The sequence below is a fragment of the Streptomyces altiplanensis genome, from assembly GCF_053591575.1.
In genome coordinates this window covers 1-13,004 of sequence record NZ_JBSFUB010000147.1, presented here as the reverse complement: position 1 = coordinate 13,004, position 13,004 = coordinate 1, and the positions used below count along the sequence as shown (strand labels likewise).

Below are 13,004 nucleotides of genomic sequence, written 5' to 3'. Positions count from 1 at the left end.
GGGAAGACGCCGCCCGGAAGCGCACCAGCCGGAGGAGGACAGGCACATGACAGCGATTGGTCAGGTCGACACGGTCGAGGCGCGGGCCGCGGCGTCATTCGGCGTCGACGCTCCCGGCGGCGCAGGCGAGCTGCCCTGGATCGAGGACGCCGGGAAGGTGGCCCCCAAGGACGCGCGGGCTCTTTCGAAGGTGTTCTTCGACCAGTTGCAGGTCCTGGAAGAGGGCACACGCGAGTACCAGTACGCCCGCAACACCCTCATCGAGATGAACCTGTCCCTGGTCCGGTTCGCCGCCGGCCGCTTCCGCAACCGCGGCAGCGGCGACATGGAGGACATCGTCCAGGTCGGCACCATCGGCCTGATCAAGGCCATCGACCGGTTCGACCTCTCCCGCGAGGTCGAGTTCACCTCGTTCGCCGTGCCCTACATCGTCGGCGAGATCAAGCGGTTCTTCCGCGACACCACCTGGGCCGTCCACGTGCCCCGACGCCTGCAGGAACTGCGCGTGGAGATCACCAAGGCGAAGGAACAGCTCGCCACCGGCCTGGACCGCGAGCCGACCGTCAAGGAACTCGCCGCCCACCTGAAGCTGGACGAGGACGAGGTCGTCGAAGGTCTCGTGGCCTCCAACGGCTACACCGCCGGCTCCCTGGACATGCCAGCCGACCCCGACGCCGGCCAGTCCAACCAGGCCCGCGCGCTGGCCGACGTGCTGGGCGGACCGGACCCCGCCATGGAGACGATCGAGAACCTGCACACCCTGGCTCCGCTCCTGGCGCGTCTCGACGAGAGGGAGCAGCGCATCATCACCATGCGTTTCGGCGAGGAGATGACCCAGTCCCAGATCGGCGCCGAGCTGGGCGTCTCCCAGATGCAGGTCTCCCGCCTCCTCAGCCGCACCCTGGCCAAGCTCCGCACCGGCATGCTGGCCTGACGTGCCGAGTGCCCGGTTCCGACGCCCTCACCGGTTGTGCTCGTCATGTGCGGATGCGCGACATCGGCATGAGTGCCGGAAGATCGGGCAGCCCGTAAGGCTCCAGGTTCCGACGGGACAAAGGAGTGAAAGATGTGGCTGCTGACCGAGATCATTCGGAAGCCGGCCTGCTGACCACCATGAGTATCAAACAAAGCTGGCACTTCGAGGGTGTGCTGAGCGACGTGAGCGAAGCCCGCGACCGGGCCTCGGATTTCCTCTACGGCCTTGCCCGCACCCATCCGTCCGCGGCTCCGGACGCGCATGACGACGTACTGATCGTCGTCACCGAACTGGCTTCGAACGCGTTTGCCTTCGCCCCCGGGCCCTTCACCCTGACCTTGCGGGCGACGACGACCGGAACGCTGCACGTCGCCCTGACCGACACCAACCCCACCCCACCCCGACCACGGCCGTTCGACCTCGCCGGCCGTGGCGGGGTGGGGTGGCACCTCATCAACACGCTTGCCGAACAGACCATCGTCGTCCCGGATCCGGGCGGCAAGACGGTGCACGTCTTCCTCCCGTGGTGATCGCACAGCGCGCTCGCTCAGAGTTCCGCCGCGGGCACTTCGGCCTCTCCGGCCGGGCCGGGCGCCGGCTCGGCCACGGGGTGGGTGACGCGGAGCTTGGACTGGCCGTGCGGCAGCCGCTCCCAGTCGTCCATGAAGCGCGCGACGAGGCCGTGCTTCGCGGCCAGCCGCGTCAGCGTCTCCGTACGGTAGTAGAAGTCCTCCCCCAGCACCTGGTGCTCGGCTCCCTCCGTGCGGTCGAAGGTGAAGTCGAAGAAGCCGCCGGGCACCAGCACCCGTCCGACGTGCGCGAGGCATTCGTCGATGACCTCGAGCGGTGAGTGCGAGAAGACACTGTGGGCGTGCACCACCGTGAACCGGGCGTCGGGCAGGAAGTCCAGCTTCAGGTCCTCGACGGGGGTCAGGTACGGGAGCCTGGTCTGCAGTCCGTGGCGGACCAGCGTCTTCTTGGCCTCGACGAGGATGTCCGGCGAGATGTCGATCCCGTAGTAGTGGCCGGGCTCCAGGTACTCGATGAACCGCCAGCCGGCGCGCAGGTTGCCGCAGCCGATCTCCAGCATCCGGTCCTGCGGCGTCAGCCCGTGCCCCAGCAGGTAGTCGTACTGCATCTGCCCGATGGCCAGCCAGCGGTCGTACGAGGGTCCGCCGCCGACCGCCGCCTCGGGGCTGCGGGCCGTGTCGGACGCCATCACGGCCCGGTAGTACGCGACGTGGCTTCCCCGGTGCCGCAGCCGCAGCCAGCTGTCCCGCCCCGCCCGGCGCAGGTAGGGCACCACGCGCCCCGGGTTCCGCAGCGCGTACCGCACCTTGTGGCCGAGACGTGAACGGTTCGCCGACAGGCGCGAAGCGGGTGTCTGCTGCATGACGGCCTCCGTGCCATCGATGGGCCTGCCCCTTGTCGGATGCTAACCACGGGCGCCGGGATGCGCCCCCTCACTCCTTCGGGAGAACCGTTCAGCCGAGTGCCCCGCCCCGCGTGGTGGGCCCGGCGCCACCACCCGCAGCGTGGAGGGGACAGGGCGGGGGAACCGTCACCCGCCGCATCCCGAGCGAGGCCAGCCCATGCAGGAAATACGTTTCGTCGTCAGTACGCCGGAGCGTGTGCCGCGCGAGGTGCGCGAGCGCCGCTTCTCCGGCCGGGTGGCCGCGCGTCCGCTGCCCCTGCTGGTGGCCGTCGCCGCCGCCTTCGCCCTCACCCACCTCACCCTGGTCGCGCCCGGTCTCGGACTCGGCTGGGACGAGAGCGTGTACGTCAGCCAGGTCAGCCCCCAGGCACCGGCGGCCTTCTTCAGCGCGCCCCGGGCCCGGGGCATCACCTACCTCGTCGCTCCGGTCACGGCGCTGACCACCTCGACGGCGGCGCTCCGCGTGTACATGGCCGTGCTGGCCGGCGGTGGTCTGTTCCTCGCCCTGTGGGTGTGGCGGCGGCTCCTGCCCGCTCCCGTGCTCGCGGTCGCCGGGGCGCTGTTCGCCAGCCTGTGGGTCACGATGTTCTACGCCTCGCAGGCGATGCCCAACCTCTGGGTCGCCTACGGGGCCCTCGCCGCCGTGGGGTGCTTCCTGCGGGCCGCCCGGGACCCCTGGGACCACTGGGCGCTGATCGGCATGGGCGCCGGGGTGACGTTCGCCGCGCTGATGCGTCCGACCGACGCGGTGTGGCTGTTCCTGTCGCTCGCCGTGGCGGCCCTGGTGATGCCGCGTACACGCCGCAGGGGCCTGCTGGTCCTCGTGGCGGCCGCGGGCGTGGCCCTCGGCTGCGCCGAGTGGGTGGTCGAGGCGTACACCCACTACGGCGGTCTCACCGCCCGGCTGCGGCGGGCCAGCGAGATCCAGGGCCGGCTGGGCTGGTACTTCGCCGTCGACGACCACGTGCGGGCCCTGGGCGGCCGTGCGCTGTGCCGGCCCTGCGACGTGCCCTGGCGGTACCCGGCCTCGGCCCTCTGGTTCTTCGCGCTGCCCCTGTTCGTGGCGGGCGGTGTGCGGGCCACCGCCCGTACCGGGTACCGCGCGCCGATCGTCCTGGCCACGGTGGTGGGGGCGGCGGTGGCGGCGCCGTACCTGTTCACCGTCGGGTACGCGGCGCCACGTTTCCTACTGCCGGCGTACGCCCTGCTGGCCCTGCCCGTGGCGCAGTGCCTGATCCGGGCGTGCGGCCCCCGGTCGCAGTGGCGGCGTACCGCGGCCGGGCTCGTCGCCGTGGCCGTCGCCGGCCACCTGGCGATCCAGTACGTCCTGGTCGACGGGGTGGCGAACCGGGTACGGCGCGACACCGCCGACCTCACCCGGATCGCCGCCGAACTGCGCGCCCAGGGTGTGCGCCCGCCGTGCGTGATCAGCGGTGACGAAGCGATCCGGGTCGCGTTCCGGACCGGCTGCGCCTCCCGCCAGCCCGGCGGTCACGACGAGAGCATCACGCCGGGGGCCCTCGCCGCCACGGCGCTCCGGCAGCCCGTCGCGGTCCTCGTCTCCCGTGGGGGGCGCCCCCCTGCGTACGCCCGCGAGTGGCGCGTCCACCCGCTCCCCGACCTGGGCCGCCGGACCGGTTTCCGTGCCTATCTGTCGCCTGTCCCCCGCCCCTCCGGCCAGGAGACACCCGGGACGCGCGACAACGCGGTGAGCCGGACCCGCCCCTGAAACGCGGGGCAGGCACCCGTGGCGGAACACGCTGTCCTCGCGCGTGCCGGCGGGCTCAGTCCTCGAACGTCAGGAGATGATCGGCACCGGTCTGGTGCAGGGCCCGGCGGGCCTGCTTGGAGGCACCCCGGACATGCACGGCAACCGGTGGCGCAGCCGTCAGCAGCGGCCGGACGAGCGCGTACGCGCAGATCGTGTCCAGCCGCTGGACCCCGCTCAGATCGAGTGTCCATTCCATGACGCCCTGCAGAGCCGGATCGAGCAGGACCCCCTCGATCTGCGCGGCGGCGACGCCGGTCACCTCCCCGGAGAGGGCCAGCTCAGCCCGTCGCCCGTCGACGGACAGGATGCGGACCCGGCGCTCGTCGCCCACTTGGGGGCCTCGTGCGTGATCTGCCATGAGACCTCCTGGAACGCGTCAGGACCGGACGGTGTGTCCGGCCTCCATTCTCCCGCCGGGACCGCGAAGAGGACCACTCCGGACCCGCGCCGGGCCGCACCGCGGTGGGTGCGGCCCGGCGGGGTCGGCCGATGTCCGCGGCACGGGCCGGTCGGGCGACCACGCCCACGGCCACGATGCCGTTGCCCGCGAACAGGGCGGTGGGCGGGTCCGGCAGACCCGGCGGTTCGAAAGCACTCGACCGGTCCTCCTGGGATGTCGGCGACCTCGCCGGCCGGACCGCCCGCACCGAGGCCGTCAACGAGAACACCGGCGGCTGGGGCCACGTCCTGCTCGACCAGGTCGTGCTCTCCGGCACCCCGGCACAGCTTCGAAGGTCCGTGCCCCGTGCCGGGTACGGGGACGAAGCCGGTCACCCGGGGTTCCCCGGTGGCCAGGGGCAGTGGTCAGTCGGCCACGGACAGGACGATCTTGCCAGTGGTGCGCCGGGTGTCGCTGAGTTCGTGGGCCTTGGCCGCGTGTTCCAGGGGGAACGTCGTGTCGATCCCGGCCCTCAGCAGCCCCTGTCCGGCCAGTGCGGCGATCTCCCGCATGCCCGCCTGGTCGGCTTCCACGGCCATGAAGGCGGCGCGCAGGCCGAGCGGGCGGGCCTCGTCCGCCAGGTATGCCTCGGCGGGGGAGGCAAGGGCGACGAGTATGCCGCCCGGGCGGAGGGTGCGCAGCGAGCGCGGCCCGTACGCGCCGCCGATCGCGTCGATCACGACGTCGACCGGTTCGACGGCCGTCTCGAAATCGGCCTCGGTGTAGTCCACCAGTTCGTCCGCGCCGAGGCCGCGCAGGAAGTCGTGCTTGGCCGAGCGGGCGGTGCCGATGACGTACGCGCCCCGGGCCTTGGCGATCTGTACGGCGAGGTGGCCGACGCCACCCGCCGCCGCGTGGATCAGCACCCGGTGCCCGGGGCGCACTTCGGCGACGTCCACCAGGGCCTGCCAGGCGGTGAGTGCGGCCAGCGGCAGCGCGGCGGCCTGCACATGGGTGAGGCCGGTGGGCTTGCGGACCAGGTGCCTGGCCGGGGAGGTGACGTACTCCGCGTACGTGCCCGCCGGGAGCGGGTGGCGCGGCATGCCGAACACCTCGTCGCCGGGGGCGAGCGTGGCCACCCCGAGGCCGACCGCCTCGACCACGCCCGAGACGTCCCAGCCGAGCCGGATCACGGCGCCGGCCAGCCCGCCGGTGGCCCGGTGCCAGGAGTCGGTCGGGTTGACCCCCGCCGCGTGCACCCGTACCAGCACCTCGGCCGGCCCGGGTTCCGGACGCTCCACCTCGACGACCTTCAGCACCTCGGGGCCGCCGAACCCGTCCTGTCCGATTGCACGCATCGTCATCTCCCTGTTCACCGGGGCCGGTTCCGGCCCGCTTCGATCAAGGTTTCCGCGTTCCGGCGGCAGGAACGAGTGGCAGGATTGCCATTACATGAAAGGATCTTGCCATGCATCGTGTTGTGGTCCTGGCCCTCGAAGGCGTCTATCCCTTCGAACTGAGCATTCCGGTAAGGATCTTCGGCACCGCCGCCGGGCCCGACGGTGAGCCGCTGTACGAGGTCTCCACGTGCAGCGTGGAGGGCGGGCCCGTCACCACGAGCGCCGACTTCACCATCACCGTGGCCCACGGGAGCGAGGCGCTGGAGCGAGCCGACACCCTGGTCGTCCCGCCCTTCACCTGTGGCCCCGGCGAGGACCGGGAGTGGCTTTCCGAGGAGTTGGCCCAGGCACTCGCGCTGCTGCCGGCCGGAGCGCGCATCGTCTCGATCTGCACCGCCTCGTACGTCCTGGCCGCCGCCGGCCTGCTCGACGGCCGTCCCGCCACCACCCACTGGAACGAGGCCGACCGCTTCCAGCGGGCCTTCCCGCAGATCCAGGTCGACGCGAACGTGCTGTTCGTCGACGACGGCCGGGTCCTCACGGCGGCGGGTGTGGCCGCCGGGGTCGACCTCTGCCTGCACCTGGTGCGCCGCGACCACGGCAGCGAGGTCGCCAACCGGGTGGCCCGGTTCTGTGTCGTGCCCCCGTGGCGGGAGGGCGGCCAGGCCCAGTACATCGAGCGCCCGGTGCCGCGTCCCTCGACGGCCGGCACAGCGCCGACCCGCGACTGGGCCCTGGGGCAGCTCCACCGGCCGCTCGCTCTGGCCGAGCTGGCGGAACACGCCCGCATGAGCGTGCGGACCTTCTGCCGGCGCTTCCGCGACGAGGTGGGCATGCCGCCCGGCCAGTGGCTCGCCCAGCAACGGGTGGAGCACGCCCGACGGCTCCTGGAGACCACCGACCTGCCGGTGGACCAGGTCGCCGCCCACTCCGGCTTCGGCACCGCGGTCTCTCTCCGCCAGCACCTGTCGGCCACGATCGGAGTCTCCCCGACGGCCTACCGCCAGGCGTTCCGCGCCGGATGAGTCCCGGCCCGGTGGCCCTGCCGCCCGCGTACGGCGCGACGGCGGAGGCCACCGCCGACGAGGGCGGTGACCTCACGGTCCGGGTGCGCTCCGCCCCCGCAGGGGGCTCCTACCAGTCGCCGAGGACGAGGCGTCCGCCGACCCTGGCCCACAGGTCCCGGCCCACAGGCACTCAGGCACTCAGGCACTCAGGCTGTCTGCGTGCCGGCGGTGGCGACCGGAGTGCGGCGGGAAGGGGCCGCGGCCTGATGCGGCCGCAGGCCAACGGCTCCGGGGTGCGGCCCGGAGAGAGTGCCGCGCGTACGGATCAGCGGGCTTCGGACGGTGGCGAACCAGGTGCCCAGGACCGGTCAGGAATCAAGAAGCGCCAGTCACCGGGCCGCAACTAGCCTGACTGTCATGGACCTCACCCTTCACACCAGCTTCCTCCCGCACACCGACCCGGACGCCTCCCTGGCCTTCTACCGCGACACCCTCGGCTTCGAAGTCCGCAGCGACGTCGGAAGCGGCACGATGCGCTGGATCACGGTCGGCCCCGCCGGACAGCCCGGCACCTCCGTCCTCCTGGCCCCACCGGCCACCGACCCCGGCATCACCGACACCGAGCGCCGCACCATCGCCGAGATGATGGCCAAGGGCACCTACGGCTGGATCCTGCTGGCGACCAAGGACCTCGGCACCACCTTCGAGAAGATCCAGGCCGGCGACGCCGAGGTCGTCCAGGAACCGACCGAGCAGCCGTACGGCATCCGCGACTGCGCCTTCCGCGACCCCGCGGGCAACCTGATCCGCATCCAGGAACTGCGCTGAACCGTCCGGCAAGCCCAGCCATGACCCGCACCCGCGGCGCCGCGAAAGAGCCCGCGCAGGGCCCCGGGCGCGCCGCACGGCCGGGGCCCGGAGGCGCCACGGGCGTCACGCCGCCCCGGCCGGCACCGTCGAGCGGGCGGTCAGCGGACCGTTGCCGCGACCGCGCCGACGGAGCAGAACCGGACGTACTGTTCGAAGCCGGCCGGATCGAGCCGGGCGACGCGGACGGCGACGGAGACCGCGAAAGCGGTTCCGCCCAACAGATGGAGACACGACAAGCATGGCCAAGAAGACGGACACGCAGTCGCCTGCGCCGCACGCTGCCGACAGCCACGATCTGATCCGCGTGCACGGTGCGCGCGAGAACAATCTCAAGGACATCAGCATCGAGCTCCCCAAGCGCAGGCTGACGGTGTTCACCGGAGTCTCCGGCTCGGGCAAGAGCTCGCTGGTGTTCAACACGATCGCCGCGGAATCGCAGCGGCTGATCAACGAGACCTACAGCACCTTCGTGCAGGGCTTCATGCCGACGCTGGCGCGTCCCGAGGTCGACGTACTCGACGGGCTGACGACCGCGATCATCGTCGACCAGCAGCGGATGGGGGCCGACCCCCGCTCCACCGTCGGCACCGCCACCGACGCCAACGCGATGCTGCGCATCCTCTTCAGCCGGCTCGGGCAGCCGCACATCGGCCCGCCCAGCGCGTACGCCTTCAACGTCCCCTCGGTCCGGGCGAGCGGTGCCATCACCGTCGAGCGCGGCGCCAAGAAGGCGGTGAAAGCCACCTTCACCCGCACCGGCGGCATGTGTACGCGCTGCGAAGGCCGGGGCACGGTCTCCGACATCGACCTCACCCAGCTCTACGACGACTCCAAGTCGATCGCCGAGGGCGCGTTCACCATCCCCGGCTGGAAGTCGGACAGCTTCTGGACCGTGCGGACCTACGCCGAGTCGGGCTTCCTGGACCCGGAGAAGCCGATCCGCGAGTTCACCGAGAAGGAGATGCAGGACTTCCTCCACCGGGAGCCCACCAAGGTGAAGGTCGAGGGCGTGAACCTCACCTACGAGGGGCTGATCCCCAAGATCCAGAAGTCGTTCCTGTCCAAGGACAAGGAGGCGATGCAGCCGCACATCCGGGCGTTCGTGGAACGGGCGGTCACCTTCACCACCTGCCCCGAGTGCGAGGGCACCCGGCTCAGCGAGGGGGCGCGGTCGTCGAAGATCAAGCGGATCAGCATCGCCGACGCCTGCGCGATGCAGATCAGCGACCTGGCCGAATGGGTCCGCGGCTTGAAGGAGCCGTCGGTGGCGCCGCTGCTCACCGCGCTGCAACGGACTCTCGACTCGTTCGTGGAGATCGGCCTCGGCTATCTCGCGCTCGACCGGCCGTCGGGCACGCTGTCGGGCGGTGAGGCACAGCGGGTCAAGATGATCCGTCACCTCGGCTCGTCACTCACCGACGTCACCTACGTCTTCGACGAGCCCACCTCGGGCCTGCACCCGCATGACATCCAGCGGATGAACAACCTGCTGCTGCGGCTGCGGGACAAGGGCAACACGGTGCTCGTCGTGGAGCACAAGCCGGAGATGATCGCGATCGCCGACCATGTCGTGGACCTCGGTCCCGGCGCCGGTACGGCGGGCGGCACCGTCTGCTTCGAGGGCACCGTCGAGGGGCTGCGGGCCGGCGGCACCCTCACCGGCCGCCACCTCGACGACCGGGCCGCCCTCAAGAAGACGGTACGGACGCCCACCGGCGCCCTGGAGATCCGCGGCGCGACGACGCACAACCTGCGCGGCGTCGACGTGGACATCCCGCTCGGGGTGCTTGCCGTCGTCACCGGCGTCGCCGGCTCCGGCAAGAGCTCGCTCGTGCACGGGTCGCTGTGCCGGCAGCCGGGGGCCGCCGGTGCGGGTGTGGTGTCGGTCGACCAGAGCGCGATCCGGGGCTCGCGGCGGAGCAACCCGGCGACGTACACCGGACTGCTCGACCCGATCCGCAAGGCGTTCGCCAAGGCCAACGGCGTGAAGCCGGCGCTCTTCAGCGCCAACTCCGAGGGCGCCTGCCCCACCTGCAACGGCGCCGGCGTCATCTACACCGACCTGGCGATGATGGCCGGCGTCGCCTCCCCCTGCGAGGAGTGCGAGGGGAAGCGGTTCCAGGCGTCGGTGCTGGACCACCGCCTCGGCGGCCGCGACATCAGCGAGGTGCTGGCGATGTCGGTGAGCGAGGCCGAGGAGTTCTTCGGCTCCGGCCAGGCGCGCACGCCGGCCGCGCACGCCGTCCTCGGCCGGCTCGCCGACGTCGGACTCGGCTACCTCAGCCTGGGCCAGCCGCTCACCACACTGTCCGGCGGCGAGCGGCAGCGGCTCAAGCTGGCCACGCACATGGCCGAGAAGGGCGGCGTCTACGTCCTCGACGAGCCGACCACCGGCCTGCACCTCGCCGACGTCGAGCAGTTGCTCGGCCTGCTCGACCGGCTCGTCGACTCCGGCAAGTCGGTCATCGTCGTCGAGCACCACCAGGCGGTCATGGCGCACGCCGACTGGATCATCGACCTCGGCCCCGGCGCCGGCCACGACGGCGGCGAGATCGTCTTCGAGGGCACGCCCGCCGACCTCGTCGCCGCCCGCTCCACCCTCACCGGCGAGCACCTCGCGGCCTACGTCGGCACCTGACCGGGGCCTCGCGGGCGCCCTGAGGCGGTCAGGCCCGGCACGTCCTCCGCCTTTGCCTCCCGGCCCCGCCGGTGATGCTGGTGCGACATCGGATGCTGGTGCGACATCGGCGGGGCAGGGGGACGACGCCCTCGGTGTCGTCCCCCTGCCCCTGTTCCGGGTTCGATGCCGGGTACGTCGCCGCTACCCGGCGTAGGTCTCGTACTCGGCGACCTTCGGCGTGCCCGAGGCGCCGGTGATCTGGAAGGTGATCTTCTCCAGCGAGACCGGGGCGAAGGTGATCACGCCCGCGCCGCTGCCGGTGGCCAGGACGGCGCCGGTGGCGGGGTTGAGGACCCGGTAGGCGCCGATGGTGCCCTCGGAGCCCGCCGCCTCCCGGATGTTGATCTTGCCGACGGTGGTGGCGGAGCCCCACTTGACCGAGACCGAGCCGGTCGTACCGGCCGGCGACCAGTGGGTGCCCATGTTGCCGTCACGGACGTTGCCGTAGCTGGTGCCGTCGGCCTTGCTGGATCCGTCGGCGCCGGCGCCGATGCTGAGGTTGGTCCCGGTGGGCGGGTTCGTCGGGCCGGTCGGGCTCGGGGTGGGGTTCGTCGGGCTCGGGGTGGGGTTCGTCGGGCTCGGGGTGGGGTTGGTCGGGCCCGGGGTCGGGGTCTGCGGCGAGCAGTTGCCGTCCGAGACGCGCAGGCCCTTGCCCGCGCCCGCCGTGCTGTTCACCACGTCCGGCACGCAGGAGGCGTCGTCGAGGCTGTAGGGGTAGGGGATGGAGACCGTGGTGTTGGACTTCGGGTCGGGGCCGGCGGGGTTGGTGTCCTCCCCGGGCTCGGACCAGGTCACGTTGTCGAAGATGTTGCCGCTGACCTGCCAGTAGCCGGCCGCGTCGGTGTAGAAGGTGCCGAGGACGTCCTTGGAGTCCTCGAAGTAGTTGTTGTCGACCTTCGCCTTCGCGCCCGCGCGGGAGTTGATGCCCGACTCGTTGAGGCTCACGTAGTGGTTGTTGTAGACGTGGGCGATGCCGCCGCGCAGCAGGGGCGCGCGGGAGTCGATGTTCTCGTACTTGTTGTGGTGGAACGTGACGTAGCCGTTCGACACGTCGCTCTCGCTGGAGCCGATCAGGCCGCCTCGGCCGGAGTTGCGCAGGACGCTGTACGACAGGGTCACGTACTGGGTGTTGTCCTTCATGTCGAAGAGGCCGTCGTAGCCCTCCGACTCGCCGCCCGACGCCTCCAGGGTGGTGTGGTCCACCCACACGTTGCGGACGTTGCTCTCCATTCCGATGGCGTCGCCGCCGTTGGAGGTGGGCGAGCCCGACTTCTTGACGTTCCGGACCGTCACGTTCTGGATGATGATGTTGCTGGAGTCCCGGATGTGGATGCCCAGCTGGTCGAAGACGGCGCCGCCGCCGACCCCGACGATCGTGACGTTGCTGATCTGCTTGAGTTCGATCACGCCGTCGGCGGTGCTGCAACTGGCGCCCGACACCTTGCTGGTGTTGCCGTGGTTGACGGTCCCCTCGACCTCGATGGTGATCGGGGTGCTGCTGCTGGCCCGGCCGCACAGGGCCGCGTGGATCGCGGTCCCCGTGGTGGCCCGCACCGTCTGCCCGCCCGCACCTCCGGTGGTCCCCCCGTTCTGGGTCGCGTAGCCGGTGGCGGCACCGGCCGCCGCCGACGCCTCGGGCCCCGACAGAACCACACCGGTCGCGGCCACAAGGGCCGTCGTGGCCAGCGCCGCATAGAGTCGCAGTGCGACTGGTCGTCTCATCCTCGCCTCGCCTTTCGTCTTCGGATCCTGGGCAGTGCTGTTGCGTGTCATGTGCATGTCATTAGCCGCGACCGCCGGTCCGCCGCCGGGCAGACCGTCGGCCGGTCCGGACCTTCGAGATGGCGGCGCCGGCCGCGAAGTCGCCGCGACCGCCGGAGCCTGCGGTGTGGCCGGCCGCCCGCTACAAGAAGCCGTCGCCGCCGAAACCACGGCGGACGGCGCGGTACGTCTTCGTCATGGCGTACACCCTTCACTCCATGGCGCGTCGGCATCCTGGGTGAAGCCCCCGCCCCGGATCGGCAGCGGCCCCTGCGCGAAGCCGCGGCAGGCGCCGCGACGACCGCCTCCACCGGAACGGTCCCGGCGAGGAGGGAAAGCGCTTTCCGTCCGCGAGCATAGGGTGGCATCTGTTGGGCTGGCAAGGTTCTGGCCGGTTGCGGAACACACTCCACCACGGCTCGGGCGTCCGTCACCGTTCGTGATCGCTGCGGGGGGTCCGGGGCCGGGGCGCCGCGCGCGGCGAGGCCCGGCTCCCAGGAGCCGGTCGGACCGTTCGTCCGTTACCTGGACCGGAGCGGGCAGCCGTACGACCGATCGGACGCCCGTCATCCGGCACTCGGCCTCGCCCGGCCCTACGCGACCTCGGCTCCCGCGACGTCCGTTCCCCCGCTCTCGCAGGGGTCCGCGATACGGGCCCGCGCCCTGCGCCTGTGTCCCGCGGCGGCGATGCGGCAGGTCCGTCCGGTGTCAGCGGCCCTTGCGCA

General features: G+C 71.7%; 10 protein-coding genes. 6 read left to right on the top strand and 4 right to left on the bottom strand.

The annotated features are described in order from the left end of the window. Positions 1-46: 46 nt before the first annotated feature. Together ACWD0Y_RS34080 and ACWD0Y_RS34075 are read left to right on the top strand one after the other, a co-directional pair. Positions 47-934, top strand: a complete 888-nt coding sequence (locus ACWD0Y_RS34080; protein WP_450264138.1) for an RNA polymerase sigma factor SigF — start codon at positions 47-49, stop codon at positions 932-934. 134 nt (positions 935-1,068) lie between these two features. Beyond that, positions 1,069-1,506 (top strand): ATP-binding protein, encoded by a 438-nt coding sequence (locus ACWD0Y_RS34075; RefSeq protein ID WP_450264137.1) that lies wholly within the window; start codon positions 1,069-1,071, stop codon positions 1,504-1,506. A gap of 17 nt (positions 1,507-1,523) precedes the next feature. Here the strand turns inward: ACWD0Y_RS34075 and ACWD0Y_RS34070 are convergent, their stop codons facing one another. Then, on the bottom strand, positions 1,524-2,369 hold the full coding sequence (locus ACWD0Y_RS34070) for a class I SAM-dependent methyltransferase (RefSeq protein ID WP_450264136.1): 846 nt from the start codon (positions 2,367-2,369) through the stop codon (positions 1,524-1,526). A 199-nt stretch (positions 2,370-2,568) separates the two neighbouring features. On the opposite strand from ACWD0Y_RS34070, the gene ACWD0Y_RS34065 reads away from it, so the two are divergent. Beyond that, entirely contained in the window at positions 2,569-4,140 is a 1,572-nt protein-coding gene (locus ACWD0Y_RS34065) for an ArnT family glycosyltransferase (RefSeq protein ID WP_450264135.1), read from the top strand. Positions 4,141-4,195: 55 nt separating this feature from the next. Here ACWD0Y_RS34065 and ACWD0Y_RS34060 read toward each other — a convergent pair whose 3' ends face one another. Together ACWD0Y_RS34060 and ACWD0Y_RS34055 are read right to left on the bottom strand one after the other, a co-directional pair. Then, a complete protein-coding gene (locus ACWD0Y_RS34060) occupies positions 4,196-4,540 on the bottom strand; it encodes an STAS domain-containing protein (RefSeq protein ID WP_450264134.1) in 345 nt (114 codons plus the stop codon). A 446-nt stretch (positions 4,541-4,986) separates the two neighbouring features. Continuing rightward, on the bottom strand, positions 4,987-5,919 hold the full coding sequence (locus ACWD0Y_RS34055) for an NADP-dependent oxidoreductase (protein ID WP_450264133.1): 933 nt from the start codon (positions 5,917-5,919) through the stop codon (positions 4,987-4,989). A gap of 110 nt (positions 5,920-6,029) precedes the next feature. Between ACWD0Y_RS34055 and ACWD0Y_RS34050 the strand changes: the two genes are divergently transcribed. From ACWD0Y_RS34050 to ACWD0Y_RS34040, 3 genes are all read left to right on the top strand, one after another. Next, positions 6,030-6,986: a GlxA family transcriptional regulator gene (locus ACWD0Y_RS34050; RefSeq protein WP_450264132.1), complete on the top strand. Its 957-nt coding sequence runs from the start codon at positions 6,030-6,032 to the stop codon at positions 6,984-6,986. A gap of 399 nt (positions 6,987-7,385) precedes the next feature. Next, a complete protein-coding gene (locus ACWD0Y_RS34045) occupies positions 7,386-7,796 on the top strand; it encodes a VOC family protein (protein WP_450264131.1) in 411 nt (136 codons plus the stop codon). Positions 7,797-8,076: 280 nt separating this feature from the next. Then, positions 8,077-10,476: an ATP-binding cassette domain-containing protein gene (locus ACWD0Y_RS34040; protein WP_450264130.1), complete on the top strand. Its 2,400-nt coding sequence runs from the start codon at positions 8,077-8,079 to the stop codon at positions 10,474-10,476. A gap of 183 nt (positions 10,477-10,659) precedes the next feature. Here the strand turns inward: ACWD0Y_RS34040 and ACWD0Y_RS34035 are convergent, their stop codons facing one another. Beyond that, positions 10,660-12,240: a pectate lyase family protein gene (locus ACWD0Y_RS34035; protein WP_450264129.1), complete on the bottom strand. Its 1,581-nt coding sequence runs from the start codon at positions 12,238-12,240 to the stop codon at positions 10,660-10,662. Between the last annotated feature and the right edge of the window lie 764 nt (positions 12,241-13,004).

What these genes read in the sequence shown, in the direction of transcription:
- ACWD0Y_RS34065 (WP_450264135.1), top strand. Translation starts at nt 2,569, where the DNA reads ATGCAGGAAATACGTTTCGTCGTCAGTACGCCGGAGCGTGTGCCGCGC.
- ACWD0Y_RS34035 (WP_450264129.1), bottom strand. Translation starts at nt 12,240, where the DNA reads ATGAGACGACCAGTCGCACTGCGACTCTATGCGGCGCTGGCCACGACG.
- ACWD0Y_RS34070 (WP_450264136.1), bottom strand. Translation starts at nt 2,369, where the DNA reads ATGCAGCAGACACCCGCTTCGCGCCTGTCGGCGAACCGTTCACGTCTC.
- ACWD0Y_RS34045 (WP_450264131.1), top strand. Translation starts at nt 7,386, where the DNA reads ATGGACCTCACCCTTCACACCAGCTTCCTCCCGCACACCGACCCGGAC.
- ACWD0Y_RS34080 (WP_450264138.1), top strand. Translation starts at nt 47, where the DNA reads ATGACAGCGATTGGTCAGGTCGACACGGTCGAGGCGCGGGCCGCGGCG.
- ACWD0Y_RS34060 (WP_450264134.1), bottom strand. Translation starts at nt 4,540, where the DNA reads ATGGCAGATCACGCACGAGGCCCCCAAGTGGGCGACGAGCGCCGGGTC.
- ACWD0Y_RS34055 (WP_450264133.1), bottom strand. Translation starts at nt 5,919, where the DNA reads ATGCGTGCAATCGGACAGGACGGGTTCGGCGGCCCCGAGGTGCTGAAG.
- ACWD0Y_RS34050 (WP_450264132.1), top strand. Translation starts at nt 6,030, where the DNA reads ATGCATCGTGTTGTGGTCCTGGCCCTCGAAGGCGTCTATCCCTTCGAA.
- ACWD0Y_RS34040 (WP_450264130.1), top strand. Translation starts at nt 8,077, where the DNA reads ATGGCCAAGAAGACGGACACGCAGTCGCCTGCGCCGCACGCTGCCGAC.